The organism is Micromonospora violae (assembly GCF_004217135.1).
Lineage (GTDB): Bacteria > Actinomycetota > Actinomycetes > Mycobacteriales > Micromonosporaceae > Micromonospora > Micromonospora violae.
In genome coordinates this window covers 2,193,737-2,219,841 of sequence record NZ_SHKK01000001.1, presented here as the reverse complement: position 1 = coordinate 2,219,841, position 26,105 = coordinate 2,193,737, and the positions used below count along the sequence as shown (strand labels likewise).

Below are 26,105 nucleotides of genomic sequence, written 5' to 3'. Positions count from 1 at the left end.
GGGCGCCGGCCTGCCGGTCGACGTCGACCTGGCCGGCATCGTCGCCGAACAGCCGCACCCGCTGGTGTTCGCCACCGTCTCCGGCGCCCACCTGTACGGGTTCCCGTCCACCGACTCGGACGTCGACCTGCGCGGCGCGCACCTGCTCGCGGTCGAAGACGTGATCGGGCTGGCGCAGCCGGTCGAGACCCACACGGTGATGACGGACCGCGACGGTGTGGAGCTGGACCTGGTCACCCACGACCTGCGCAAGTTCGTCCGGCTGATGCTGCGTCGCAACGGCTACGTGCTCGAACAGCTGCTGTCACCGCTGGTGGTGCACAGCAGCGCGGTGCACCTGGCGCTGGTCGAGCTGGCACCGCAGGTGCTGACCCGGCACCACGCGCACCACTACCGCGGCTTCGCTGCCGGTCAGCGGCGGCTGTTCGACACGACCGGCGAGCTGAAACCACTGCTCTACGCCTTCCGCGCGCTGCTCACCGGCGTCCACCTGATGCGCACCGGTCGGATGCTGGCGCACCTGCCGAGCCTGCTGCTCGCCGAGGGCGCGCCGGCGTACCTTCCGGAGCTGATCGCCGCGAAGCGGTCCGCCGAACACGGCGGGCTGGGCGACCTGGTCGCGGGCCCGGTCCTCGGCCGGGACCTCGACGAACTGGTGGCGCGGCTCGACCAGGCGCAGCAGGACAGCCGGCTGCCGGAGCAACCCGCCGGGCTGACTCAGCTCGACGACCTGGTCGTGACGGCCCGGCTGGCGGAATCGGCGAGGTGACGCCCCGGCGGGCTGGTGCGTGGTAGAACCAAACCGCGCATCGGCTCGCGGGTCTCCGGGCAGCCGGGACCTCATCCGAACAGAGGTGGTGCAGTGAACCCCGAGCTGCGGCAGCTCATCGAGGAGCTGCGGGCCGATCTGGCCGACCTGCCGGACAGCCTGGCGTACGCCGAGTTCGGCGAGGGGGCGGCCATCGACGCCCTACCGGCAGGGCTCCCGACCGACCTGCGGGATCTCCTGCTGGTCACCGACGGGCTGCGGGCGGGTCGGATCGAGCTGGCGTCCTCGTCGACCCTCGCCGGCATCCAGTACCACCTGGACTACGCGCCGGACTTCTCGTCCATCCCGCAGGACCGGGCGGGCTGGCTGGTGGTCGGCACCCGCAGCGACGAGCCGATCTTCATGGACCGTGGCACGGGCGCGATCTGGTACTTCCCACCGAACGGCACCGAGTGGTTCATGTCCGACGCGTTCGAGGAGCTCGCCCCCGACGTGGAATCCTTCGTGGACTACTACCTGCTCGGGCCGGGCTACGCCGACCTCACCCCCGCCGACGACAGGTGGTTCGCGTTCCTCGACGAGCAGGGCCTGCTCGACGAGGACGACGAGGATGAGGGCTGAGTCAGACCGGGGTGATGTGCGCGGCCAGGACCCGCCAGCCGTGCGGGTCGTCGTGGACCCAGGTGCGGGTGTAGCGCAGCCGCGCCGTGAACGGCGCCCCCTCGAAGACACCCGACACCTGGCCCAGGAAGAACGTCACCCCCGTCGCGCCGGCGACGAGCAGGTCCAGCTCCTCCTCCACCAGCTCCTGCACGACCGAGCGGCCGTCCCGGTGGGCGGCCAGGTCGTCCTGCTTGGTGTGGATACGCCCGTCGGGGCCGACGGCGATCAGCTCGTCGACCAGCAGCTGATCGAGGGCGGCGACGTCGCCGGCCAGTTGGGCGGCCTGCAGGGTGCGCTCGGCGTCGAGCAGCTCAGCCTCGCGTGCGCTGTCCGGCATCGTGCCGTCCTCCCGTTTCGGGTCCGACCCGGTGTCACCGTCGGTCCGGGCTGTCCGCATTGTGGCAGCCGACGCGGCCCGGGCGGGCGGGGATCGCCGCCGATGCTCACAGACTCAAGCGAATCCGTACGACGGTCTCGCCGGGGCTGCTGAGCACGGCGACCTCGTCACAGACCTGCTCCACGATCGCCAGCCCGCGACCCCGTACCGAGTCGGCGGCCGGCATGTTCCGGCCGAACGCCCGGGTCGGCCCATGGTCGACCACGTCGCAGAACACCTGGCCCGGCTCGGCCCAGAGCCGGACCCAGCCGCCGCCGGTGGTGTGCTGCAACGTGTTGGTGGCCAGCTCGCTGACCGCCAGCGTCAACAGCTCCACCCGCTCGGCCGACAGGCCGTGGGCCAGCGCCCCGGCGCTGACGAACGCGCGCAGCGCTCGTACGTCGGTCGCGACCTGATACGCCATGGTGCCCGCGGGGTGGGTGGGGGCACCATGTTCGGCCACGGCCTCCCGTGGCTCGCCCGGCATCAGCTCGTCCGCTGCGGCTGCCCGGCCAGCGGCACCGCGATCCGCGCGGGTGTCGTGGGCGGGAGAGCCTCGAAGTGCGCCATCAGGCAGCCAGAACCCTCTCGTAGCGACAGTTCGTGTCGCCACATCATGTCATCCACTGCCCCCTGGGACGTCTCGTCCGTTCGGCGGTTGATCACCTGCGGGCCGGGTGAGCAGTCTCGCCGGCCCGGCAGGGGAGTCACGTCAGGGAATCGCATCGAAGGCGATCGACTCGCTCAACTCCCGCCACCGCGCGTCGGACGCGGCGAGGCCCGCAGCGGCCGCCTCGGCGGCCGCCACCGCGTCGGCGCCGAGCAGCAACCGCAGCGGCGGGTCGTCCACCTGGGTGATTCGGATGATCGCCTGGGCGGCGCGGGCCGGATCGCCCGGCTGCGCGCCGTCGGCCTGGCGCAGCCGTTGCACGGCCGCCTCGATGACCGGTCGGTACGGTTCGCTGATCGGCGGGGCGCTCATCGACGAGCCGGCCCAGTCGGTGCGCAGCCCGCCCGGCTCGACCGTGGTGACCCGGATCCCGAACGCCTCGACCTCCCGGGCGAGCACCCCGGACAAGCCGCTGACCGCCCACTTGGCGGACTGGTACGCCCCCAGACCTGTGCTCGTGACCCGGCTGCCGACACTGGAGATCTGCACAATGTGACCGCGCCCCTGCCCGCGCATTGTCGGCAGGGCAGCCCGGCACAGGTTGACCACTCCGAAGAAGTTGGCCTCGATCTGCGCCCGGAAATCGTCCTCCGAGATGTCCTCGATCGCGGCGACGTCGGCGTACCCGGCGTTGTTGACCAGGATGTCCAGCCGCCCGAACGTGTCCACGGCGGTGCCTACGGCGGCTCGCGCGGCGGCCGGGTCGTTGACGTCGAGGGCCACCGCGCGGACCTGGTCACCGTGCCGGTCGACCAGGTCGTCGAGCTGGGCCGGGTTGCGGGCGGTGGCCACCAGGTGATCGCCGTCGGCGAGGACCGCCTCGGCGAGGGCGCGGCCGAGACCACGAGAACAACCGGTGATGAGCCAGACTCGCGGCACCAGGGCTCCCTTCGGGTTGGTGGACCGGCTCGCCGTCAGGGACGGATGTCCAGGGCGCCGATCAGCCCATCGCGCAGCGTGAACCGGTACCGCAGCTCGATCGGGCTGCCGGGGAAGTCGCCGGACACCCGGGTGAGGGCCAGGTACGAGTCGCCGGCCTGCGGGGTGACCCGGACCGGCTTGGCGGTGGACGAGTACGCGTCCATCGTCTTCTGCCGCCAGGCGCGGATCGAGGCCCGCCCGTCGTGCAGCCGGTCCTCGTCGGCGACGCTCGCCGTGTCCGCGAAGCAGGCGACGAAGGCGTCCAGGTCCCGGTCGTTGGCGGCCCGGAAGTACCGGTCGATCACGTCGGGCAGGTCGAGGGCCATCCGCTCCTCCTGCGGCACGGGCCGCCGTCGGGCAGCCGTCGGGTTCCCGGTCCGACCTCACCGTACGAGAAGCCGACGGCACCGTGTGGGGCAACCAGCAGAACCATCCCGCTGCGGTTGCCGGGTTTGCTGCCGGGTGGCCCGGGTAGCCACGCGTTTCCGAAGCGAAGGGCGGGGGCATGGCCGAGCTGGCGTTCGTCGACAAGGTTGCGGCACGGGCGGGTGTTTCGCCGGAGCAGGCACGCCCACTGACCGAGGCGGTGCTGCGGACCCTCACCGAGCGGCTCTCCGGCGGTGAGGCGGGCGCGTTGGCCCCCCACCTGGCCGACGAGTTGAGCCCGCTGCTGGTCAAGGCGGCCGAGCCGCCCGAGACGTTCGACTTCGACGAGTTCCTGCGGCGGGTGGCCGACCGTGCCGGGATCGACCGTCCGGCCGCCGAACGGGGCACCCGTGCGGTGCTGCAGACGATGCACCGGGTGGTCGGGCATCGGGAGTTCGAGGACGCCCTGAGCCAGCTCCCGGCGGACCTGCGGGCACTGGCGCAGCCGCTGCCGCACGGCCCCTGACCGACGGCACCCGCAGCCGGACGCCTCGGGCGTCGGTGACCGTTCGGGCCCTGGTGTGTCGACACGACACCGGATCTACTGTGCGTTACCGATTGAACGCGCAGTGGTGATGGCTCCGCGCCCGTCCGCCGGGCCGTCGCCGCTCCGATCCGAGGAGCGTCCCGTGCCGTCCATGGTGTCCCCGCGTCCCCTGCTGACCGCAGCGACGACCGTCGTCGCGCTGATCACCCTCGCCCCCGTTTCCGCCGCCGCGTCCCCGCACGGCTACCGGGTCGTCGACCTCGGCACCCTGAGCGGAGGCGACGGCGCTGCCACGGCGATGAACGACCGCGGCGACATCGTCGGCTGGAGCACCGTCGCCGGCGGCGCCCGGCACGCCGTGCTCTGGCGCCACGGCGTCATCACCGACCTGGGCGTGCTGCCGGGCGACTCGGACTCCGCCGCCGTGGACGTCAATGAGTTCGGCGACGTGGCCATCACCTCGTTCGGCTCGGACTACGTGACCCGCGCGGTGCTCTGGCGTGACGGCCAACTCCACGACCTGGGCACCCTGGGTGGGGAGAACAGCGTGGCGATCGGGGTCAACGACCGGCGGCAGGTGCTCGGCACCAGCGAACCGGTCGGCGACATGCCGCACCGCTTCCTGTGGCGCAGCGGCGTCTTCACCGACCTGGGCCGGGAGTACTTCTACGAGTCCACCACCGACTTCAACAACGCGGGCGACGTGGTGGGCGGGTTCAACGTGCCGCCGCAGGACTACCCGTGCACCTGCGTCGGCGGTCGCCTGCGCGACGGGGTGCTCACCCAGATCGGCAGCGAGGCCCTCGGGATCAACAACCGCGGCCAGGTGGTGGGCGCGGCGAACGGGCGAGCGTACCGCTGGCAGAACGGGACACTGACCGACCTCGGCACGCTCGGTGGCGACTGGAGCCGCGCCACCGCGATCAACGACCGCGGCGACGTGGTGGGCCAGAGCAGCACCACCGCTGCGTGGCACCCGTTCCTCTGGCGCAACGGGGTGATGACCGACCTGACCACCCGGGGCCTGGTGGCGACCGACTGGATCGAGGACATCAATATCCGGGGTCAGTTGGTCGGTGCCCGAGGGAATCGGCCGGTGCTGTTCCGCTGAGCGTCGGTCATCCCCGTTGGGGTGGTTCGGGGCGTGGCCCGACCGGCAGGTCGGGCCACGCCCCTCGCCCGAGCTCAGCCGGTTACCCCGCTGCTGACCACCCACTTCTGGTGTGCGCCGCCCGCGTACGTGCCGAGCTGGATCTGGGTGCCGTTGGCGGTCGCGCCGCCGGCGGCCTCCAGGATCTTGCCGGACTGCGGATTGCGGATCGACCCGTCCGACTGCGGCTGCCAGACTTGCGCGCCGGTGCCGTTGCAGGTCCAGAGCTGGATCTTCGTGCCGTTGGTGGTGCCGCCGTTGTCCACGTCCAGGCACTTGCCCAGCACCCGGTACGTGTCGCCGATCCGGGTCCAGGACTGCGCGGCGGTCCCGTTGCACGTGTAGAGCTGGATCTTCGTGCCGTCGGCGGTGCCGGAGTTGTCGACGTCCAGGCACTTGCCGCCGATGCCGGTGATGGTGCCACCGAGCGGTGGGGGAGGGCTGCCCGGGATCGAGTTCAGCGTGTACCACGCCTCGGTGCTCCACAGCGACTGGCCACTGGTGGAGGTGAACGGGCGCGGCGAGCGCAGGTGCACCACCCGACCGGCCTTGCGGCCGGGCACCACGAGGCTGACCGTCCTACCGTCCGCCGAGAGGGTGGCCGAGGTGACGGTCAGCGTCTCCTCGTCGACCTTCGGGCCGCCGTAGTTCGACGTCGCCACGTACCGCCATTGCTTGACCTTGTAGCGGGCCGCCAGGTCGGCGGCGGTTCCCGCCGAGACGGGTTGGGTGTACTCCACCTCGAAGCCGGTCGTGGTGGCGCGCATCGCGAGCATCTCGAACGTGGTGGCGCTGTTCGGGGTGAGCTTCTGCAGCCCGTACGACAGCTTGCCGCTCTGGCCCCAGTTGCCGCCCGCGCCGAGCCCGCCGACGTAGATCGCGCCGTCCGGGCCGACGTTGACCTCGGAGACGCCCGCCTCCAGGCCCTGGGTGAGCCGGAACAGGGCGCCCTGGTACTCGCCGTTGACCTTCTCCACATTCGCCCGTTGCAGGCCGCCGTAGGTCACGTCGCCGATGACGAACTGGCCGGCGTACCGGCCGCTGGTCAGGTAGAGCGGCGTGCTGGGCGAGTTGGCGATTTCGTTCTGCGGCATCCAGAGCACCGGCGGGGTGACCGGGGCGGTGTCGAACGGCCCCGCCGGGTTCGTGTAGTGGTTGAAGAAGCGGCCCTGCTTGATGTGCACCACCTTCGACGAGGGCAGCCAGCCGCCCTGGTTGTCGGTGACGAAGATGCCGCCCTCCGGGCCCCAGCCGATGCCGTGCGGCGTACGCAGGCCGCCGGCGATGTAGCTGACCGCGCCGGTGTCCTTGTTGACCTTGAGGGTGGTGCCCCGGTTGGTGGCGGGTTGCGGGTTGGTGGTGGCGCCGCCGGAGTTGATCGACACCGACAGGTTCAGATAGAAAGACCCGTCGGCGTAGAGCAGGCCGAACGCGAACTCGTGGAAGTTGCCGCCGTACGGCCAGGTGGCGACGGTCTCCAGGCGCTCGGCCACCTCGTCACCGCCGGTGTTCACCAGCCGGGTCAACCGCTGCTTCTCCGTCACGTAGACCACCCCGTCGACGACCTTGAGCCCCATCGGTTCCTTCAGGCCGCCGGCGATCTTCTTGGTGGTCACGTTCCCCGGGCTCGTCGATCCACCGGTGTTGCCGAGGATCCAGACCTCACCGTCCTGGGAGGTGCCGGACTGGTCGCTGCCGCCCCAGGTGCAGATGACCAGTCGGCCGTCGGCCAGCCAGTCCATCCCGGTGACCTTCGGCTGGAAGCCGCTGGGCCGCAGGTTGGTCAGCGTGTAGCCGGGGTGCACACCGGTCAGCGGCAGGCCGTCGCCGGGGGAGTCGAAGACCCCCTCGCACTCCTTGCGCCCGGGCGCGGTCACCCGGACCACGCCGGCGTCGGTGCTCAGCGCCGAGTTCGGGACGACCACGAAGGTCGACGAGCCGGGCGTCTTCCACTCCAGGGTGATCTGCTGCCCGCCGCCACGCTCGAAGTGGTCGATGCGCAGCGAATGCAGGCCGGCGGTGAGGGTGACAGTGCCCTCCTTGGGCGGGGTCGCGCCGTGCAGACCGTCATGGTTGATCACCACGGCGTTGTCGATCGACAGCTTGGATCCGTCGTCGCTGCTGAGCCGGAACGTGTAGCTGCCGGCCTGGGTGGTGGTGATGTTGCCGAGCACCTGCGAGACGAAGTTGTCCTCGAAGCCGAAGTCGGCCGCGGAGGTCCAGTTGATGGTGGACATCAGCTTGTCCACGTTCGGGGTCTGGGCGGGCTTGAGGGTGCACAGCTCGGACAGCGGCACCTGTACGTCGAAGACGCGCAGTGTGACGCCTGGCTCCTGCGCGGGGGCGGCGGTGGCGGGGACGGCCCAGAGGCTGGTGGCGAGAACGAGTGCCAACGCGCCCAGGACGGGATGGTGGAGTCGGCGTAGCAGGGGTGTGCCCATCGTTCCTCCAGGAGGCAGTGGAGTGTCCGACGGCCGGCGTGGTTCAGCGGTGAGGATGACCGTCGGCCCCGGCTCCGTAACGTCCTCGACGCCGACGAGAGACAGTGCGGAAACACCGGGTGATGGGTCGAGACATTAAGGCGTTTCGATGGGACTGTCCATGGCTTCGCCTCGATACATCAAAAGTTTCCTATGTCCGTGCGAAAGTTCGTGAGGGTACGCGAAGAATGCCGGGCGCACCGGCCTGCCGCCCGGGTCGGCAGGGGTAGCGCCGCCAGCGGCCGTCGACAAGGCGGTCCACCGCAAGCCCAACGCCGCGCAACGCTGCTTGTGCCGCGTTGACGACGAGGCCCTCGATCATCGATGCTCGTGCCGGGCGGTCACCGGGGAGGTGTCATGGCGTTGCTGGATATCGCTGTCACGACGCTTGGCGGCGCGCTCTCGGCGACCGTCGGGGTTTTCGTCGGCGGACTGCTCACCCGCCGTGCCCAGGACCGACACTGGCTACGGGACCGGCAACTCGTGGCCTACCAGGACCTGCTGCGTGAGTACGCCACGTTCTCGATGATCTTGCGGCGCGCTCACTTGGGACGCACGGCCTGGGACTATGACTGGGGGCGTGGAGCGCCGCACTGATGTCAGCCAGCCTCGTCGCCCCGAGCGCGGTCACCGCCGAGATCGAAAACTTCGGCCACGCGGTGCAGCGACTCTTGGACGTCACCGCAGGGGTGGACACGACGACCGCGCCACTCTCGCAGGATCAGTTCGAGCAGGCGATGGTGGCGCCGGCCCGGGCGCAACTGGCCTTGGTCAATGCCATGCGCCGATCCGTAGGACGGAGTCAGGGACCGCTGTCGACGTGGCTGGGCGGAGCAGGCGGCCGCCCAACGCACTGGGAGACGGCTCGATCCTGACACCCTGCCAGGTGCCGGCCCGCGTCGGACCGGCCTACCGCCGTCCGCGCGAACCGCTGGACCGATTGCCGGGCTTGCGGGCCGGCGTGGCGGCCCTGCGGCCCGGGGTGCCGCCCTTGCCTGCCGAGCCGGCCGGGCGACGGCTCGGCGTGGTAGCTCCGCGCGTGGCGGGTCGACGGCGGGCCGCCGCCAACACGATCACCGAGACCACGACGACGATCAGGACCGGGACCAGCCAGGCCGGGAACCCACCGCCGCGCTGCTCCGGCGCGGCACCGGCCGGGTCGGTCGCCGGAGCGTCGGTGGCGGCCACCGGGCTGCCGGTGGCCCCGGCGTTGGTCGAGTGCCCGCCCTCGGCCTGGGCGAGCAGCGCCGGATCCGGCCCCGCCGTCGGCGCCGACCAGCCGGCCGGCGCCGCCGTGCCCGGACCCTGGTAATCGAAGGTCACCTCGCCCCGTACCGCCTCACCGTCGGAGGCGACCGAGAGGTAGCTGGCGGTGTAGCGGCCCTTCGCCGGCCAGTGGGCAACGGTCACCATGGCCGGGAAGCCGGTGTGGTAAAGCCGTGGCTCGAACACGCCGTTGACCATGAAATATTCGGTGACCGGCTTGTCCAGCCGCTTCGGCTCACCGTAGGACCAGCCATTGTCCACCCGCGACCCGCCCGGCCCGGTGATGGCGAAGTGCGCGTTGGCGGCCGGCTGCTCGGTGAAGTACAAGGCCAACTGGGTCAGCGGCTCGCGTACCACGGTGCCGGTCAGCGGAGTCGAGGTCGCCAACTGGCCGTGCGCGGATGCCGGGGCGACCGGCAGGAGCAGCGTCACCACCGCTGTCGCCGCCAGCGCCGCCACGGCACGACTCAGGACCTTACGCACAGTGACCAGCCTCGATCGCATTCGTTCATCATGGTCATTTCCCCGTCGCCGAACAAGACGTAGAGTTCTCCTCCCCGACGATCAACCCGACACCCGTCCCCCTCGCGTCGTTCGGAGTCCGCCCGTGTTCGCCCGTACCCCCGTCGCCCGCACCTCCGCCGCCCTCACCGCCGCCGCCCTCGCCGCCCTGCTCCTCGCCGGCTGCGGGCAGGACGACGACCCCTCGGTGGCCACCCCCTCCACGGCGCCCACGTCCGCCGCCCCGCCGAGCGCCACCGCGCCCACCCCCACGGCCACCGGCACGCCCAGCGCCACCGCCACCGCCACCGCCACACCCGTGGACCGGGAGATCACGGTCACGATCGCGAAGCGGAAAATCGATCCGCCGACCGGACGGGTCACCGTCAGTAAAGGCCAGCTGATCCGGATCACCGTCACCTCCGACGTGCCCGACGAACTGCACGTGCACGGCTACGACCTGGGTGCCCGGCTGCCAGCCGGCACGCCCGGCTCGGTGGAGTTCCGGGCCGACAAGACCGGGCTGTTCGAGGTGGAGACGCACGATACCGAGCTGGTGCTCTTCCAGCTCGTCGTCCGCTGACCAGCATGACGGCCGCTCCCACGCTGCTGGCCCACGGCGTCGGCGGCCGCCAGGACCTGCCGATCACACTGCCGCAGCTCATCGTCGCCGCCGCACTGACCCTCGTCGTCACGTTCGTGGCGCTGGGCCTGCTCTGGCGCGAACCCCGGCTCGACCGGGACGCCACCGGCGGCCGGCCGGTGCCGCACCGGCTCGCCCGACTCGTCGACGCGCCCGCGTTCCGGTGGGCCGTGCGCGGGCTCGGCCTGCTCGCCGCCGCCTGGTTCTGCCTCGGCCTGCTGGGCGGGCCGGACACCCCCGACAACCCGACCGCCGGCGCGCTCTACGTGCTGCTCTGGGTCGGACTGGCACCGCTGTCGCTGCTGCTCGGACCGGTCTGGCGGGCGGTCAACCCGCTGCGAACGGTGCACCTGCTCGCGGCGTTGGCGGCCCGCCGCGACCCGAACCGTGGGCTCCGGGAACTGCCCGACAGCGTCGGATGGTGGCCGGCCGCCGCGACCCTCTTCGGGTTCGTCTGGCTGGAACTGGTCGCCCCCGACCGGGCCACCCTGCCGGTCATTACCGCCTGGCTGGCCGCGTATGCGGTGGTCCTGCTGGCCGGCGCGGTGGTGTTCGGCGCGCGCTGGTTCGACCAGGCCGATCCGTTCGAGGCGTACAGCAGCCTGATCGGTCAGCTCGCCCCGCTCGGCCGGGCCGCGGACGGCGTCCTGGTGTGGCGCAACCCGCTGGACGGGATCGCCGGCCTGCGCCCCCGCCCCGGCCTGGTCGCCGTGGTGATCGTGCTGCTCGGCTCGACCATGTACGACAGCCTCTCCAACGCGCCGAGCTGGTTGCGCTTCAGCCAGGAGAACGGCCTGCACCCGGCGGTCACCGGCAGCGCCGGCCTGAGCATCGTCATCGCCGCCGTCGCGCTGGCGTACCTCGCCGCCACCGGCGCCGCGGCGCGCATCGGTCGCACCGACGCGGCCGAAGCCCGTGCGGTGCCGGGCGAGATCGCCCACTCGATCGTGCCGATCGCGGTGGGGTACGTGGTGGCGCACTACTACTCGCTCCTGATCCTGGAAGGTCAACGCACCCTCGCGTTGCTCTCCGACCCGCTGGGCACCGGCGCGAACTGGCTCGGCACCGCCGACTGGGAACCGCACACCGGGCTGGTCACACCCTCCGGGGTGGCGAGCCTCCAGATCACCGTCATCATCCTCGGGCACCTGCTCGGCACGCTGCTCGCCCACGACCGAGCCCTGTACCTGTTCCCCCGGGCCCGAGCGGTGGCCGGCCAACTACCCCTGCTGGCCCTGATGGTCGCCTACACCGTCGCCGGCCTGCTGCTGCTCTACGCGGGGTAGCAGCGCCCGGCTCCGACCCGTGCGCCATGATGGCGTGTGGATTCCGATCTTCAGCACTACCTCGACGACCTGGTCAACACCGCCCGGGACGTCCTCGGAGCCGACCTGGTCGGCGCGTACGCGGCCGGCTCGGTGGGGCTCGGGGCGTACCAGGCCGGCCGCAGCGACGTGGACGTGGCGCTGCTCAGCGCCGGGCCGCTCACCGAGACCACCAAACGGACGCTCGTCGCGCGGCTGCGACACGAGGCGCTGCCCTGCCCGGCGCGCGGGCTGGAGTTGGTCGTCTACGACCGGGCGGTGGCCGCCTCCGGCACCCCGGAGCCCGGCTTCGAGGTCGAACTGAACACCGGAGCCAGCATGCCGTTCCGGCGCACCCTCGACCCCGCCGACCGTCCGGTCGCCGACGGCCGATTCTGGTACGGCCTCGATCGCAGCATCCTGCACCAGAGTGGACTCCCACTGCTCGGGCCGCCAGCCGGCGAGGCGTTCGCCGACCTCGCCCCAGCCGACCTGCGCCGGCTGCTCATCGACGCGCTGACCTGGTGGCTGGCCCTGCCCACCCCGCCGGCCGACCAACCCGCACCCGGCACCGAGGACGCCGTGCTCGGCGCCTGCCGGTCGCTGGTACGCCACCGCGACGGCGTCTGGCTCGCGAAGGTAGCGGCCGGTCAGCGGCTGATCGACGCCGGCGACCGGGCCGAAGTGATCCATCAAGCGGTCGCCGCCCGGCACGGCGGGCCACCGCCCACCGGGGCGCAGGCCCGCGCCTTCCAACAACGGGTACGCGACGAGATCGCCGGGTAGCCGTCACACGCTTGTGGGGGCGGGCCGCACGACACTCAACGGACCGGGCGGGACCCCAGCGAGGCGAAGAGCAGGTTGAGACCCTCGGTCATGGTCGGGTGGGTGATGACCGCGTCCCGCAGGGCGGTCCACGGCATCCCGGCGAGCATGGCCAACTGCACCGAGGTGATCACCTCACCGGCCTCGGCGCCGAGCAGCGCCGCACCCAGAATCCGGTCGGTGCTGGTGTCGATGACCGCCTTCCACATGCCCTGGGTCTGGCGCAGGGTGCGGGCCCGGGGGATGGCGGCGACCGGCAGGTGGGCGACCTGGACGTCGTAGCCGGCGCGGCGCGCCTCGGTCTCGGTCAACCCGACCCGCGCCAGCTCCGGGGTGGTGAAGATTGTGTACGGGATCAGCCGGTCTACGGTGCTGCGCTGGCCTCCCGCGAGGTTCGCCCGGATGATCCGGTAGTCGTCCAACGAGACGTGGGTGAACTGGGGGCTGCCGGCGACGTCTCCGGCCGCCCAGGTGCGCTCGGCGCTGGTCCGCAGGTGCTCGTCGACCTCCACGAAGCCGTGCTCGCTGAGCCGTACCCCAGCCACGTCCAGACCGAGCCCTTCGGTGACCGGTTCCCGGCCGGCGGCCACCAGCACGTCGTCCCCGATCACCACGCCGCCGTCGTCCAGCGTCACCCGCAGCGAACCGTCGGCCTCCCGGTCGACCCGTGCGACCGCGACACCCACCCGTACGTCGATGCCGTCGTCGAGGAACACGCGCATCACCGCGTCGCTCACGTCGGGATCCTCGCGGGTGAGCAACCGTGGACCGCCCTCGACCAGCGTCACCGCGCTGCCGAACGCCGCGAACATCTGCGCGAACTCGACTCCGACGGTGCCGCCACCGAGCACCACCAGCCGGGCCGGCAGTCGATCGAGGCGCAGCAACTCGTCGCTGGTGAGCACCCCGGCCTCGGCCATCCCGGGCACCGACGGTAGGTGGGGGCGAGTGCCGGTGTTGATCACCACGTCGGTGCCGCGCAGCAGTCGCTCACCCCCGTCGGCAAGTGCCACCCGCACGGTCCGGGGGCCGACGAACCGGGCCTCGCCGATCACCAGGTGCAGACCGGAGTCGAGGAACTGCTGGCGATTGGCGGCGACCATCCCCTCGACCACGTCCTGCTTGTGCGCGCGCAACAGGTCCACGTCGACGCGTACGCCCTCCACCGTGAGGCCGAGCATCGACGCGTCGTGCAGGTGCCGGGCTGCCCGCGCGCTGGTCACCAGCGCCTTCGTCGGGATGCACGCGACGTTGATGCAGCTGCCGCCGATCATGCCGCGCTCGACCATGGCGACCCGCTGCCCGGATCGGGCGACGTCCATGCTCAACGTCTTCCCGGCCTTGCCGCCACCGACGACGAGCAGGTCGAACTCCTCCGGTTGGTCGGTCACCGGGCGCTCCTCTCGGTCACCGGCCACGCCGGCGGCCACCGCTGATGCGCGGCGGCCAGCCCAGCCTGCCAGCTCCGTCGGGCACGGTGATCCGGTTCCGGGCAGAATCCGCCCCTCTTCCCGCCCCGCCCCGCCCCGCCCCGCCCCGAGCTTGGGGCAGTTCGGCGAGCCCCGCTGAGGAATCATTGGTGGATGCCTGAACTCCCGCCGCAGTTTCGTGCACGGGTCCGCCATGAGCCGGATCGGTCCTACGCGGTGCTGGTCGAAGGACCTGACGGGGAGGTGCTGGTCGGCGGCACCGGCAGCCTGCGGGAGGTGCGCAGGGTGGCACGCCAGGGTGCGGCCCGCCTGTTCGGCGTGCCGGTGGATCAGATCGTCGAGGCCCGCCTGGACATAGTGATCCCCCAGCCGCCGTACGGGCGCGACGGGCAGTGGGTGCGCATTGTCGCAGCTGGCGACTCCACCGACGAGGAATCCTTCGACCTTGGTCTGGCCGGTCAGGCGCACTGGTTCGACCAACAGGGCGCCTGGTTCGTCACGGTGGCTCGCTCCGGCACCGGCGTCTACCCCAGCGAGTACCTCGACTTCGCCCCCGTCATCACCGAGGACGAAGTCGCTGAGCTGCGGAGCTACCTCGCTCGGACGCTCCTATGACGCGTCAAGTGGCTGGGGAGGGTTTTCGAGGCGCCGGTAGAGGTCTCGGGCGACGTAGCGTTTGAGGCAGCGTTTGATCTCGCGGTCGGTTTTGCCTTCGGCGCGGCGGCGCTCGGCGTAGGCGCGGGTGTCCTCGTCGCGTTGCAAACGGGTCAGGACGATGGTGTGTAGGGCGCGGTTGAGTTGGCGGTCGCCTGAGCGGTTGAGCCGGTAACGGACGGTCTTGCCGGACGATGCGGGGATCGGCGCGGCGCCAGCGAGCATGGCGAACGCGGCGTCGTTGCGGCAGCGTCCGGGGTGCGACCAGGCGGTGAGCACGGTGGCGGCGACGATCGGTCCGACGCCGGTGAGGTCGAGCAGGTCCGGGCGCCAGGAGCGGACGATCGCTCGGATCGCTTTTTCGTGTGCGGCGGCTTCGGCTTCGAGGAAGCGGACGCGGCGGGCGAGGTCCCGCAATACGCTCAGGCAGGTGAACACGTCGACATCGGCGCTGGTGGTGGGGCGTAGTCGGGTGGCGGTGGTAAGCATGACCCGGGTGCTCTGGCCGCGGAAGCGGGCTCGCACCACCTCCGGAGCGGTGATCACCAACGCGTGCAGCTGCCGTTGGGCATCAGCGCTGGCCTCCACGGCCGCTCGGCGGGCGGTCAGCCGCACCTGCAGCGCTGCGCGTTGCGCGCCGGTCTTGGGCTGCGCCAGCCGCGTGCGGGCCAGGGCGTCACGGGCGGCGCGTTCGGCGTCGATCGGGTCGGACTTCGCCCCGGCACGACGGGCTGGGCGCTGCGGCCGGTCCAATTCGACGACCAGCTCACCACTATCGGCCAGGTGCCGGGCCAAGCCAGCGCCGTAACCGCCGGAGCCCTCGAGAGCCCAGGCCCGCAGCCCCGAATGCTGTCCGGCTAGAGCCACCAACTGTGCGTAGCCGTCCGGGTCGGTGCTGACCGTGACACGGGCCAGCACTCCGCCCGTGCGGGAGTCGAGCACGGCGGCGGTGTGGGTGTCTTTGTGGGTGTCGACACCGATGACGACCTCGACCACGTCTGCCAGCATGGACATGCGTTCTCTCCTCACCGTGGGGACGCAATGGTCCGGTCCGGTGCGGAGATGGCAGGACTGTGATGAGACACGCCAGCCGCTAACTGGCGGTCAAGCTCCTGATCAGGCCAAACGTCTCCCGCCGGGCCGGCGCCGGCAGCAGCAGACGGACAAGTCCGGTCAAGGGCACGAAGCCAGTCAGGCCAAGAGTCACGCCCACCGCTGCCAGCTATCAGCTCACCACTGCTGAACCGACCCCGCCATGCTCACAGTCAGTCCAGCCTTCGTCCTGAGCGGCGGGGTCGTCGACCGACGACACGTCATATTCGGCGCGGCTCGGCTGCGTCCTGCCAGCGGTAGAGGTCGCGCAGCAGAGAAATCTCGGCGCCGTGATGGATCAGCTCCCGGTTGACGTGCAGGATGATGCCCTCCATGGGAAACCGCTCGGGGCCCACCGCGGGCGGACTTTCCAGGTCAGCGTCCGAGAGTTCGAGGACCCCCGCGTTCCATCTCCCATACATCTCATCGAGCTGCTTCAGCGCCTCGTCAGCGGTCCCCGCGTAAACGAACGTCTGAAAGTCGACGTCCTGCCCGCCGAAGTGCCATCCGACCCGATAGCCCAGGCAGGAGACGATGATGTGCGCCAGCCGCCAGGCAATCGTGGTCACAGGCGCCGGCGCCGGGGCCGGGTCGGCGGACGCGTAGTCCACCGTCCATTCCCCCGAACCTGCTGACATCGGTGCGGCCGACGTGCCACGTGGGCGGACGCTCCAGCAGTCGCGCACCGGCTCCCAGAAGTACTCCTCATCGGCGAGACCGTTCAGCCTCGGGCGCAGGTTCTTGTGCCAGTGCCGGTCCAACTGGTCCGCGAGTCGCTCGCCTCTTGTCATTTCCGCACACTACTGACGACGGAGGCTCGGCTGCGACCCGGCTGGCGGGGTCGTCGAACGACGACCGGGCGGTCGGCCCGGGCCCGCGCGGATTCGCTCCGGGCCCGGGGACGACCGTTGCTGAGGTCAGTGCCGGGCGGCGCCGTTCTCACTGACCGGCTGGCCGAAGGCCAGGAACGGTACGGGCGTCGGTGTGTCAGTGCCGATGTGCCGAGGGAAGATTGGCTCAGCGTCGTTGGCGGTCACCTCGGGGGCAGCCGTGCTGTCGGACGCCACCGAATCGTCCGCCACCGGTGCGCCAGCGTGCTCGCCGGTCACCTGCTCGTCGGGGGACTGGTCGGCAGTGCCACTGTCCACGGGGGCGTGGTCGACAGTGGCGCGCTCGGCGTCCGCGTCGTCGACTGTGGGTCGGTCGGCGGGGTGCCGGTCGACGGCGACACGGTCGAGGTTGAGCCGCTCGACGCCTACCCGCTCGGGGGCGGCTCGGTCGGCGCTGGAACGGGCACCCACCATCGGGTACTCGGCGGTCTCCGTACCCCCGGCTGCCGCGGCCATGACCGCGGCGGCCGCGAGGTCGGCGACCCGCTTCGCCTCCCGCTGCACGCGGGCGCGGACCTCCTTGGCGTGCCGCTCGGCGGAGTCCCCGGCCCGACGCGCCTCGTCCAGCCGGGCGTTCTCGGCGGTGAGGTCCCGACGGACCTCACTGAGCCGCTGCTGCATCCGGGACAGCTCGTTCTCCAGCGTCTCGCCCTCCTGGCGGACCTCGGCGAGCTGCTGACGACCGGTCTCCAGCTCGGCGTGCAGCTCGGCGGCCTCCTGCCGGCGCTCCTCAAGCTCCTTCTGGAGGGCGGCGAGCTGCTGCTGATGGCTGGCGGCCTGCTCGTCGGCGCGGTTGCGCAGCTCGGTCACGTGCTGCTGCGCCTCGGCCAGCAGCGCGGCGATCTGCTGCTCGGTCGCGCTGCGCTGCTCGGCCAGCTCCTGCTCGGCGGCGGCCTGCTGTTCGGCGATGTCCTGTTCGGCGGCGGTACGCCGTTCGTTGACCTCGCGCTCCACGTTGGCCTGCCACTGCGCCATCTCCTGCTGGTTCTTGGCGCGGGCCGACTGGAGTTCCTGCTGGATCTGGGTACGGGCCGACTTCATCAACGCGTCGGCGGCCACCCGGGTCTGGTTGAGCTGCTGCGCGCTCTGCTCGGTGATGCGCTTGGCCTCGTGCTGGGCGCGCTCGTGCGCGGCCTCACCGTCGGCCCGCAACTGCTCGGCGTGCTCGCGGATCGCCGTCAACTCGGCCTCGGCCAGGGCGCGCCGCTCCTCGTGCGCCTGCTCCTGCTCGGCGCGCCGGGTGGCCAACTCCTCGGACAGGTCCTGACGTGCCTGCGCGGCCCGCTCACGGGTGTCGGCGAGGATCCGCTCGGACTCGCTGCGCAGCTCGTTCGCCCGGTCGGTGGCCGACTCGGTGATGATGGCGGCCTGCTTCTCGGCGAGCGCCATGATTTCGCCGACCATCGGGCCCAGATCGTGGAACGAGGCGCGGTCCACCTGCACGGGTTGCTCCTGAAGCTCGGCCAGCTCGGCACGCAGCCGCTGCACCTCGGCGGTCAGTTCACGGACGCGGACGGCGGAGCGCCCATGCTCCCCACTCAGCATCGCGATCTGGCCGTCGAGCTGTTCCAGGTGCCGGTCCACCTGGCGTTTGTCATATCCGCGCAGGGCGAGCTCGAAGCTCGGCCGGGAGGCCGCATCGTCGCGTGCTGCGTGCGGCTCAGCGCCGATGGACATGCACCATCCTCCGTACGATCGGGGCGTCAGGGTCGGCGGTCGCCTGTCCCACGGGCCGTCAGTGTGGCGCAACGCTACCGCCGAGCGCACTTCATGCGAAGTCCTGCCCCACCACCTCTCACGTTGGCGTCCCGCCTCCCCCCTTTCCCGCGCCGATCATGGACTTGTGGTGCCGGAAAGATGGTGCTCCACCACCTTTGTCCACCACCACAACTCCATGATCGACGCAGGTCAACGGGGGACGGGGGGCGGGGGCGGGGCGGGGGTGGGGCGGGCGCGGGGGTGGGTTAGCGGCGGCGGGCTACCAGGACTGCGTCGTGGATGGTGACCTCCTCGCCGTTCGGGTCGGTGGCGGGGCGGGGGCGCTCCTGCGCCATCAGCACCTCCCAGTGGGCCGGGTCCAGGTCGGCGGCCACGTCCTGCGCGGTGTACATCATGTCCGGCATGTGCATCCGGTGCGCCGACGTCCACAGATCCGACGGGTGATGCCCGACGATCAGCAGGACGCCGCCGGGTGCCACCGCGGCGGCCAGCCGGCCGAACAACTCCCGCCGTTGTGCCGGGGGCAGGTGCATGAACTGCGCGGACACCAGGTCGTACGCCGCCTCGGCCGGTGGCTTGTCCCGCAGGTCGGCGTGGGTGAACTCGATCCGGTCGCCCACGCCGGCGGTCTCGGCGTGGGCGGCGGCGCGGGTCAGCGCCGTGGCGGAGATGTCCACCGCCGTCACCTGCCAGCCGCGCTCGGCCAACCACACCGCGTCGGCGCCCTCGCCGCTGCCCACGTCCAGGGCGCGCCCGGGGGCCAGGTCGGCGACCTCGGCAACCAACTGCGGATTCGGCCGGCCACTCCACACCGAGGGGCGGGACTGGTAGCGCTCCTCCCACGCCGGCTCCTCGAACGCCGTGGCCACCACCTGCCGGTACGCGGCCACCGCGGCGCGGGTGTCCTCGGCGATGAGGTCGGCGTTGATCGCCGCCGCGGCGTTCAGGCCGGCCCCGGCGGACGTGATCACCTGACCGCGCAGGTCGGCGACGTTGCCCGCCACCCAGACACCCGCGACGGTGGTCGCGCCGGTGGCGTCGGCCGGGATCTGAGCGCCGATGACGTGGTCGCCCATCGTCACCTCCTCCGGGGCCAGGCCCAGCCCCACCAGCAGGTCGGCGCGGGGAGTCAGCCGGGTGGCCACCACGATCGCGTCGAGCGCCACCACCCGGCCGTCCGCGAGCCGTACGCCGGTGAGCGCGTCGTCGGTCACCTCCACGGCGGCTACCGGACCGGGCACCACCGCGATGCTGCGGGCGGCGAGCCGTTCGGCGGTCTCCGCGTCCGGGGTCGGCGCGTCGTGCAGCAGGAGCAGCACATCGGCACTCCACTGTCGCCACATCTCGGCCTGGTGCACACCCAGCGGCCCGGTCGCCAGGACTCCGATGCGGCGGTCCCGAACCTCCCAGCCGTGGCAGTACGGGCAGTGCAACACGTCGCGCCCCCACCGCTGCGCCAGCCCGGGCACGTCGGGCAGCTCGTCGGTCAGGCCGGTGGTCACCAGCAGCCGACGGGCCCGTACCGACCCGCCGTCGTCGAGGCTGAGCCGGAACCCGTCGTCGTCGCGGGTCGCGGCCCGCACCCGCCCGGTGCAGAACTGCCCGCCGTACCCGGCGACCTCGGCCCGTCCGACCGCCAGCAGCTCGCCCGGCGGCGTCCCCTCCCGGCCCAGGTAGTTGTGCACCCGGTCGGCCGGCGCGTTGCGCGGCTCACCGGAGTCGATCACCAGCACCGAGCGTCGGGCCCGGCTCAGCGCCAGGGCCCCGCTGAGCCCGGCCGCGCCGCCGCCCACCACCACCACGTCGAATGTGTCGTCCACCGCTATCTCCCTCGTCCGTTGTCGGCTGCGACCACCATCCGTCGCGGCCGGCAAGGTGGCAACTATCCTTGCCGTTATGGCAAACGAAGACAGCGCCGCGCTGGCGGCCGTCGGCCCCCGGCTGCGTGCCCTACGCCACCAACGCGGGATTACGCTGACCCAACTCGCCGACCTGACCGGCATCTCGGTGAGCACCCTGTCGCGGCTGGAGTCCGGCAGCCGCCGACCCACCCTGGAGCTGCTGCTCCCACTGGCCAGGGCCTACCAGGTGGCGCTGGACGAACTGGTCGACGCCCCCGCCACCGGCGACCCCCGGGTACGCCCCAAACCGATCGTCATCCACGGCGTGACGTACCTGCCGTTGACCCGCCGACCGGGCGGCGTGCAGGCGTTCAAGCAGATCTTCCCGCCGGACCCGTCCGCCGGAGGCCGGATCCCGCAGGCCCACGAGGGGTACGAGTGGCTCTACGTGCTCTCCGGCCGGATACGCCTGCTGCTCGGTGACCGTGATCTGACGCTCACCCCCGGGGAGGTGGCCGAGTTCGACACCCGCATCCCACACCTCTTCTTCAACCCCGGCCCGGGCACCGCCGAAGCCCTCAGTCTCTTCGGGCCGCAGGGGGAGCGGATACACGTCCGGGCCCGCCCCGCCGGCCCGGACAAGCAGCAGTGATCACCTCGGGTTCCGTGCGGTCGGGGCGTCGCCGCGTCCGGGACGCCCCGACAACACCAACGGTCGGTGCGAAGATGGCGCGATGACCGACACGGCATCCCGGCCCTGGAGCGACCGGATCGAGCACCGTGACATCGTCGTCAACGAGGTCCCGGGCTTCCGCCCGCTCACGTTGGACCTGGTTTTGCCCGTGGCGGCCCCCCAACCCGTCCCGGTTCTGGTGTGGATCCACGGCGGCGCGTGGCTGTTCGGCTCGCCCAAGCAGCCGCCCGACTGGCTCATGGAGGTGGATCCGTTCACCGCCGCCATCCGGGCCGGATTCGCGGTCGCCTCCGCGCAGTACCGGCTCAGCGGCGAGGCGCACTTCCCCGCTCAACTCGACGACGTCACGGCGGCGGTGCGCTGGCTGCGCCGACACGGCCACACGGTGGGCGTGGACCGCGAGCGGATCGGGGTGTGGGGCGAGTCGGCCGGCGGGCATCTGGCCTCCATGATCGCCCTGACCGGGAATGACCAGGACGACACCCGCGTCCAGGCGGCGGTCTGCTGGTACGCGCCGTCGAACCTGTTGACCATCCAGTCGCAGGCCCACCCGGCCGGGACGATCGACCACGACGCGGCGGACTCTCCCGAGTCGCTGCTGATCGGCGCCCCGCTGGCCGGGAACCCGGCGCTGGGTCGGGCGGCCAGTCCGATCACCTACGTCACCGACCAGGCCCCACCCATGCTGCTGGTCCACGGCGACCAGGACCTGGTCGTACCGGTGGGGCAGAGCGAAGAACTTGCCGCGGCGTTGACCACGGCGGGTGCCGAGGTCGAGTTGTCGGTGGTGCGGGGGGCCGACCACTGCTTCGGTGGAGTGCCGCTGGAGCCGCTGATCCGCGACACTCTGGCGTTCTTCACCCGAGCCCTCGCTGGCTGAGCCGGGTTTGCGCGAATAGCGGTCGGACCGGGCGCACTTTCGAACTGTGCGCACCGTATCTCCGTGTTTATGATCGACAACCCCGATCGGGGATCCCGACCTGGCCGATCGGTTCTGGCCCGAAGCAGAGGTGAGGTGCGCGACGGTGAACCGCGAGGCGTACGCCTGCTGGGTGCGCGAACCCGGTGCGGCGGAGATCCGGCCGGTGTCGCTGACCGCCCCGGGCCCCGACGAGGTGCTGGTCCGGACCAGTTACTCCGGGGTCAGCCGGGGCACCGAGACGCTGGTCTTCGCCGGCCAGGTGCCCCCCGATCAGTACGCCGCGATGCGCGCGCCGTTTCAGGAGGGCGACTTCCCCGGCCCGGTGAAGTACGGCTACCTCAACGTCGGCGTGGTCGATCAGGGCCCGCCGGAGTTGCTCGGGCGGACGGTGTTCTGCCTGCACCCGCACCAGAGCGCGTACGTCGTGCCGGCCAGCGCCGTGGTGCCGGTGCCGGACGACGTGCCGCCCGCCCGGGCCGTGCTCGCCGGCACCGTGGAGACCGCCGTCAACGCGTTGTGGGACGCGGCGCCGCTGGTCGGGGACCGGGTCACCGTGATCGGCGCGGGCATGGTGGGCTGCTGCGTCGCGGCGCTGCTCGCGCGGTTCCCCGGCGTGCAGGTCGAGTTGGTCGACACCGACGCGCGTCGCGCGGGCGTGGCCGGGGCCCTCGGTGTCGACTTCGCCAACCCGGCCGACGCCCGTGGTGACCGGGACCTGGTCGTGCACGCCAGCGCCACCGCCGCCGGCCTGCAACAGTCGCTGGACCTGCTCGCGCCGGAGGGCACGGTCATCGAGCTGAGCTGGTACGGCGACCGCGCGGTGCAGGTGTCGCTGGGTGGCGCGTTCCACTCCGGTCGACTCACCGTACGCAGCAGCCAGGTCGGCATGGTGGCGCCCGCCCGACGGGGACGGCGCAGTTACGCCGACCGGCTGGCGCTCGCCCTGGACCTGCTCGACGACCCGGCCTTCGACGCCTTGATCACCGGTGCGTCCCGCTTCGCGGAGCTGCCCGACGTGCTCGCCAGACTGAGCTCGGGTGACCTGCCCGCCCTCTGCCACCTCATCACCTACGACGACGGAGAGTGACCGTGTTCAGCGTGACCGTTCGGGACCACATGATGATCGCCCACAGTTTCCGGGGCGAGGTGTTCGGGCCCGCCCAACGCCTGCACGGCGCGACGTTCGTGGTGGACGCGACGTTCCGACGGCCCGACCTGGACGCCGACGGCATCGTGGTGGACATCGGCCTGGCCACCGAGCAGCTGCGGGCCGTGCTGGGCGAGCTGACCTACCGCAACCTCGACGACGAGGCGGCCTTCGCCGGGGTGAACACCACGACGGAGGTGCTGGCCCGTACGGTCGCGGACCGGCTGGTCGAGCGGGTGCACGCCGGTCAACTGGGTGCCGGGGCCCGCGACCTGACCGGCATCACGGTCACCCTGCACGAGTCGCACATCGCCTGGGCGAGCTACGAGCGGTCGCTGTGACCGATGCGGGCCGGGCGGTACACGTCGTCCTGCCCGGTGACATCGACGACCCGGCCGCGCCCAGCGGCGGCAACGCCTACGACCGGCGGATCTGCGCGGGGCTGGGCGAGCGCGGCTGGTCGGTCCACGAACATCCGGTGCCCGGCGCGTGGCCGTACCCCGAGCCGACCGACCGGGCGACGCTGGGCGCGGTGCTCGCCGGCGCGCCCGACGACGCCGTGGTGCTGGTCGACGGCCTGATCGCCTCGACCGTTCCGGACCTGCTCGCCCCGCACGCCCGGCGGCTGCGACTGGTGATCCTGATGCACCTGCCGCTGGACGACGAGCCGGAAGCCCGCGCGTTGGCCACCGCCCGCGCGGTCGTCACCACCAGCGAGTGGACCCGCCGCGCCCTGCTGGCCCGGCACCCGACGCTCGCCGACCGGATCCGGGCCGCGCCGCCGGGGGTGCGGCCCGCACCGCCGGTGCCTGGCTCGGCGGCCGGCGACCGACTGCTCTGCGTCGCGGCGGTCACCCACCACAAGGGGTACGACGTGCTGGTCGACGCGTTGGCCACGCTGGTCGGCCGATCCTGGACGACGGTCTGCGCGGGCACTCTCGCCCGGGAACCGGACCTCGTGCACCGGCTGCGCGACCGGCTCACCGCAGCGGGCCTCACCGAGCGGGTGCGGCTGGTCGGCCCGCTGACCGGCGCGGCCTTGGACGACGCGTACGCCGCCGCCGACCTGCTGGTCCTGCCGTCCCGGGGCGAGACGTACGGCATGGTCGTCACCGAGGCGCTGGCCCGCGGCCTGCCGGTGCTGTGCACCGAGGTGGGCGGGCTGCCGGAGGCGCTCGGCCACGCGCCCGACGGTGACCGACCGGGACTGCTGGTCCCACCCGGTGACCCGGCGGCGCTGGCCGCCGCGCTGATCCGTTGGCTGGACGACGACGTGCTGCGCGCCCGGCTGCGGCATGCCGCTCTGGGCCGGCGCGACACCCTGACCGACTGGCCGGTGACCACCGCGCTGCTGGCCGGCGTGCTGAAGGAGGTGGCGGAATGACCGTCGAGGAGACCCTGCCGTTCGCCGACTGGCTGCGGTTGCGTGAGCCGGCCGACGCGGCGGCGCGCGCCGAGGACCTGCTGGATGCTGTCCGAGCCCGGTTGGCCGGGGACACCACGACGGTGATCCACGATCTGGGCAGCGGCACCGGTTCGATGAGCCGGTGGTTGGCCGCCCGGCTGCCCGGACCACAGCACTGGGTGCTGCACGACCGGGACGCCGACCTGCTGGCCCGTGCCGCCAAGGGCATGAGCGGGGTGACCGCCGCCGACGGCGCTCCGGTGACCGTGCACACCCGCTGTGGTGACCTCACCCGGCTCACCGCGGCCGACCTCGCCGACGCATCGCTGATCACCGCGTCCGCGCTGCTGGACATGCTCACCGCGGAGGAGATCGAACGGGTGGTGGACGCCTGCGTCGGCCGGCCCACCCTGTTCGCCGTCTCGGTGACCGGGCGGGTCCGGCTCACACCGGTCGACCCGTTGGACGAGGCGGTCGAGGCCGCCTTCAACGACCACCAGCGGCGTACCGTCGAGGGCCGGCGACTGCTCGGCCCGGACGCCGCCGCCGCCACCGCCGCCGCGTTCGCCCGACGGGGCGTCGACGTGCGGGAACGGCCCAGCCCGTGGCGTCTCGGCCCGGAGCAGGCCGACCTGGCCGCCGAGTGGTTGCGGGGCTGGCTCGCGGCGGCCTGCGAGCAGCGCCCCGAGCTGGCCGGCGCCGCCCAGGCGTACGCCCGACGTCGGCTGGCCGACGCGGCCGCCGGCCGACTCACCGTGCTGGTCGACCACAGTGACCTCCTCGCCGGCGGATGAACCGTTCACGCCCTGGGTACGTGGACTAGGGCAAGTGGACGATCTTCAAGGGGAGGGCCGGCGTCGATGTTCTGGGCCTGGGCACGAGTGGTCGGTGGGGTGGGTCTGCTCGCCGTCCTGCTGTGGCAGGTGGGCAGCGGCCCGTTCCTCGCCGGCGTCCGACTGATCGACGCGCCAGCGTTGGCGGCGGCGCTGGTCATCGGGGTGCTCACCACGGTCTGCGCGGCATGGCGGTGGAGCCTGGTCGCTGGCGGTCTCGGCGTCCGCCTGCCCCTGGCGACCGCGGTCGCGCACTGCTACCGGGCCGTGTTCCTCAACGCCACCCTGCCCGGGGGGGTGCTCGGCGACGTGCACCGGGCGGTACGCCACGGCCGGGACGCCGGTGACGTCAGCCGGGGCATCCGCGCGGTGGTCTGGGAGCGTACCGCCGGGCAGGTGGTCCTGCTCGGAGTCGCGCTGGTGGTGCTCGCGGCGTTCCCGTCCCCGGTGCGGCCGTACCTACCGGTGGCCGCCGCGCTGCTCGTCGCCGGCGGGCTGGTCGCCGTGCTGCTGGCGAGGGTGGTCCCGAACGCCGGCGGGTCACGGTGGGCGACGGCACTGCGTACCGCCGTGGCGGACGTACGGTCGGGGCTGCTGGCGCGGCGCACCTGGTTCGGTGTGCTGGTCGCCTCGGCCGTGATGGTCGCCGGTCACCTGGCCACCTTCCTGGTGGCGGCGCGCACCGCCGGGTCGGACGCTCCGCTGACCCGACTGCTGCCGTTGACGCTGCTCGCCCTGCTCGCGATGGGCCTACCGCTGAACGTGGCCGGCTTCGGGCCGCGGGAGGGGGTGGCGGCGTGGGTGTTCGGCGCGGCCGGCCTCAGCGCGGCCGAGGGTGTCGCCACCGCCACCGTCTACGGTGCACTGGTGCTGGTGGCCAGCCTGCCCGGCGCGGCGGTGCTGCTGGCCCGTCGGCGTCGAATCCCGGTCGCCGCCCGGGAAGCCGCCTGTGACGGCGGCTGTTGAGTCGGTTGTGAGACCGTACGCGTCGCCGGAT

The 26,105-nt window shown here is 72.2% G+C and carries 28 protein-coding genes; 17 read left to right on the top strand and 11 right to left on the bottom strand.

Features of this window, described 5'->3' with window-relative positions:
• The first annotated feature begins 10 nt into the window (after positions 1–10).
• Positions 11–769 (top strand): nucleotidyltransferase domain-containing protein, encoded by a 759-nt coding sequence (locus tag EV382_RS10120; protein WP_244236924.1) that lies wholly within the window; start codon positions 11–13, stop codon positions 767–769.
• A gap of 93 nt (positions 770–862) precedes the next feature.
• Positions 863–1,390 (top strand): SUKH-4 family immunity protein, encoded by a 528-nt coding sequence (locus EV382_RS10115; RefSeq protein ID WP_130401306.1) that lies wholly within the window; start codon positions 863–865, stop codon positions 1,388–1,390.
• Position 1,391: 1 nt separating this feature from the next.
• On the opposite strand, the gene EV382_RS10110 is transcribed toward EV382_RS10115, so the two are convergent.
• The 4 genes from EV382_RS10110 to EV382_RS10095 all read right to left on the bottom strand — a co-directional run bounded on the left by EV382_RS10110 (position 1,392) and on the right by EV382_RS10095 (position 3,725).
• Positions 1,392–1,829, bottom strand: a complete 438-nt coding sequence (locus EV382_RS10110) for a nuclear transport factor 2 family protein (protein ID WP_244236617.1) — start codon at positions 1,827–1,829, stop codon at positions 1,392–1,394.
• A 46-nt stretch (positions 1,830–1,875) separates the two neighbouring features.
• Complete coding sequence (locus tag EV382_RS10105) at positions 1,876–2,295, bottom strand: ATP-binding protein (RefSeq protein ID WP_130401305.1); 420 nt, start codon at positions 2,293–2,295, stop codon at positions 1,876–1,878.
• 225 nt (positions 2,296–2,520) lie between these two features.
• On the bottom strand, positions 2,521–3,357 hold the full coding sequence (locus EV382_RS10100) for an oxidoreductase (protein WP_130401304.1): 837 nt from the start codon (positions 3,355–3,357) through the stop codon (positions 2,521–2,523).
• 35 nt (positions 3,358–3,392) lie between these two features.
• Positions 3,393–3,725: a nuclear transport factor 2 family protein gene (locus EV382_RS10095; RefSeq protein WP_130401303.1), complete on the bottom strand. Its 333-nt coding sequence runs from the start codon at positions 3,723–3,725 to the stop codon at positions 3,393–3,395.
• Positions 3,726–3,904: 179 nt separating this feature from the next.
• Between EV382_RS10095 and EV382_RS10090 the strand changes: the two genes are divergently transcribed.
• Positions 3,905–4,291, top strand: a complete 387-nt coding sequence (locus EV382_RS10090; RefSeq protein WP_130401302.1) for a DUF2267 domain-containing protein — start codon at positions 3,905–3,907, stop codon at positions 4,289–4,291.
• 172 nt (positions 4,292–4,463) lie between these two features.
• On the top strand, positions 4,464–5,423 hold the full coding sequence (locus tag EV382_RS10085) for a hypothetical protein (protein ID WP_244236923.1): 960 nt from the start codon (positions 4,464–4,466) through the stop codon (positions 5,421–5,423).
• Positions 5,424–5,497: 74 nt separating this feature from the next.
• Here EV382_RS10085 and EV382_RS10080 read toward each other — a convergent pair whose 3' ends face one another.
• Positions 5,498–7,903: a ricin-type beta-trefoil lectin domain protein gene (locus EV382_RS10080; protein WP_130401300.1), complete on the bottom strand. Its 2,406-nt coding sequence runs from the start codon at positions 7,901–7,903 to the stop codon at positions 5,498–5,500.
• Positions 7,904–8,299: 396 nt separating this feature from the next.
• Between EV382_RS10080 and EV382_RS33065 the strand changes: the two genes are divergently transcribed.
• On the top strand, positions 8,300–8,539 hold the full coding sequence (locus EV382_RS33065) for a hypothetical protein (RefSeq protein WP_208758357.1): 240 nt from the start codon (positions 8,300–8,302) through the stop codon (positions 8,537–8,539).
• A complete protein-coding gene (locus tag EV382_RS33060; RefSeq protein WP_208758356.1) occupies positions 8,539–8,817 on the top strand; it encodes a hypothetical protein in 279 nt (92 codons plus the stop codon). Before EV382_RS33065 ends, EV382_RS33060 begins: the two co-directional genes overlap by 1 nt.
• Before the next feature lie 34 nt (positions 8,818–8,851).
• Here EV382_RS33060 and EV382_RS10070 read toward each other — a convergent pair whose 3' ends face one another.
• Positions 8,852–9,691, bottom strand: coding sequence for a copper resistance CopC family protein (locus tag EV382_RS10070; RefSeq protein ID WP_244236616.1), 840 nt, complete (start codon positions 9,689–9,691; stop codon positions 8,852–8,854).
• A 124-nt stretch (positions 9,692–9,815) separates the two neighbouring features.
• Here EV382_RS10070 and EV382_RS32675 point away from each other — a divergent pair, with 124 nt between their 5' ends.
• From EV382_RS32675 to EV382_RS10055, 3 genes are read left to right on the top strand one after another with little or no spacing between them, the layout of a single operon-like run.
• Positions 9,816–10,292, top strand: a complete 477-nt coding sequence (locus EV382_RS32675) for a cupredoxin domain-containing protein (RefSeq protein ID WP_165435753.1) — start codon at positions 9,816–9,818, stop codon at positions 10,290–10,292.
• 5 nt (positions 10,293–10,297) lie between these two features.
• A complete protein-coding gene (locus EV382_RS10060; RefSeq protein WP_130401297.1) occupies positions 10,298–11,638 on the top strand; it encodes a hypothetical protein in 1,341 nt (446 codons plus the stop codon).
• A gap of 36 nt (positions 11,639–11,674) precedes the next feature.
• A complete protein-coding gene (locus EV382_RS10055) occupies positions 11,675–12,442 on the top strand; it encodes a nucleotidyltransferase domain-containing protein (protein ID WP_130401296.1) in 768 nt (255 codons plus the stop codon).
• A 35-nt stretch (positions 12,443–12,477) separates the two neighbouring features.
• Here the strand turns inward: EV382_RS10055 and EV382_RS10050 are convergent, their stop codons facing one another.
• The gene (locus EV382_RS10050) at positions 12,478–13,872 is read right to left on the bottom strand and encodes a dihydrolipoyl dehydrogenase family protein (protein WP_130401295.1); all 1,395 of its coding nucleotides are present in this window, start codon (positions 13,870–13,872) and stop codon (positions 12,478–12,480) included.
• A 192-nt stretch (positions 13,873–14,064) separates the two neighbouring features.
• On the opposite strand from EV382_RS10050, the gene EV382_RS10045 reads away from it, so the two are divergent.
• Complete coding sequence (locus EV382_RS10045) at positions 14,065–14,526, top strand: hypothetical protein (RefSeq protein WP_130401294.1); 462 nt, start codon at positions 14,065–14,067, stop codon at positions 14,524–14,526.
• Here the strand turns inward: EV382_RS10045 and EV382_RS10040 are convergent.
• From EV382_RS10040 to EV382_RS10025, 4 genes are all read right to left on the bottom strand, one after another.
• Positions 14,521–15,579 carry an IS110 family RNA-guided transposase gene (locus EV382_RS10040; protein WP_130400442.1) on the bottom strand — a complete coding sequence of 353 codons (1,059 nt, stop codon included), beginning with the start codon at positions 15,577–15,579 and terminating at the stop codon, positions 14,521–14,523. The two genes, EV382_RS10045 and EV382_RS10040, sit on opposite strands and share 6 nt — an antisense overlap.
• A 299-nt stretch (positions 15,580–15,878) precedes the next feature.
• The gene (locus EV382_RS10035; RefSeq protein WP_130401293.1) at positions 15,879–16,448 is read right to left on the bottom strand and encodes a DinB family protein; all 570 of its coding nucleotides are present in this window, start codon (positions 16,446–16,448) and stop codon (positions 15,879–15,881) included.
• Between the two features lie 126 nt (positions 16,449–16,574).
• Positions 16,575–18,224 (bottom strand): coiled-coil domain-containing protein, encoded by a 1,650-nt coding sequence (locus EV382_RS10030; protein WP_130401292.1) that lies wholly within the window; start codon positions 18,222–18,224, stop codon positions 16,575–16,577.
• A gap of 287 nt (positions 18,225–18,511) precedes the next feature.
• Positions 18,512–20,092: an FAD-dependent oxidoreductase gene (locus EV382_RS10025; RefSeq protein ID WP_425271981.1), complete on the bottom strand. Its 1,581-nt coding sequence runs from the start codon at positions 20,090–20,092 to the stop codon at positions 18,512–18,514.
• 70 nt (positions 20,093–20,162) lie between these two features.
• Between EV382_RS10025 and EV382_RS10020 the strand changes: the two genes are divergently transcribed.
• The 7 genes from EV382_RS10020 (at position 20,163) to EV382_RS09990 (ending at position 26,074) form a co-directional block, all read left to right on the top strand.
• Positions 20,163–20,759 (top strand): helix-turn-helix domain-containing protein, encoded by a 597-nt coding sequence (locus EV382_RS10020; RefSeq protein WP_130401290.1) that lies wholly within the window; start codon positions 20,163–20,165, stop codon positions 20,757–20,759.
• 82 nt (positions 20,760–20,841) lie between these two features.
• Positions 20,842–21,681, top strand: a complete 840-nt coding sequence (locus EV382_RS10015) for an alpha/beta hydrolase (protein ID WP_130401289.1) — start codon at positions 20,842–20,844, stop codon at positions 21,679–21,681.
• Between the two features lie 145 nt (positions 21,682–21,826).
• Entirely contained in the window at positions 21,827–22,810 is a 984-nt protein-coding gene (locus EV382_RS10010) for a zinc-dependent alcohol dehydrogenase (RefSeq protein WP_130401288.1), read from the top strand.
• A 2-nt stretch (positions 22,811–22,812) separates the two neighbouring features.
• Positions 22,813–23,211: a 6-pyruvoyl trahydropterin synthase family protein gene (locus tag EV382_RS10005; RefSeq protein ID WP_130401287.1), complete on the top strand. Its 399-nt coding sequence runs from the start codon at positions 22,813–22,815 to the stop codon at positions 23,209–23,211.
• Positions 23,208–24,254: a glycosyltransferase family 4 protein gene (locus tag EV382_RS10000; protein WP_130401286.1), complete on the top strand. Its 1,047-nt coding sequence runs from the start codon at positions 23,208–23,210 to the stop codon at positions 24,252–24,254. The genes EV382_RS10005 and EV382_RS10000 overlap by 4 nt, the downstream gene beginning before the upstream one ends.
• The gene (locus EV382_RS09995) at positions 24,251–25,069 is read left to right on the top strand and encodes a class I SAM-dependent methyltransferase (protein WP_130401285.1); all 819 of its coding nucleotides are present in this window, start codon (positions 24,251–24,253) and stop codon (positions 25,067–25,069) included. Before EV382_RS10000 ends, EV382_RS09995 begins: the two co-directional genes overlap by 4 nt.
• A gap of 66 nt (positions 25,070–25,135) precedes the next feature.
• Complete coding sequence (locus tag EV382_RS09990; protein ID WP_130401284.1) at positions 25,136–26,074, top strand: lysylphosphatidylglycerol synthase transmembrane domain-containing protein; 939 nt, start codon at positions 25,136–25,138, stop codon at positions 26,072–26,074.
• The last annotated feature ends 31 nt before the right edge of the window (positions 26,075–26,105 follow it).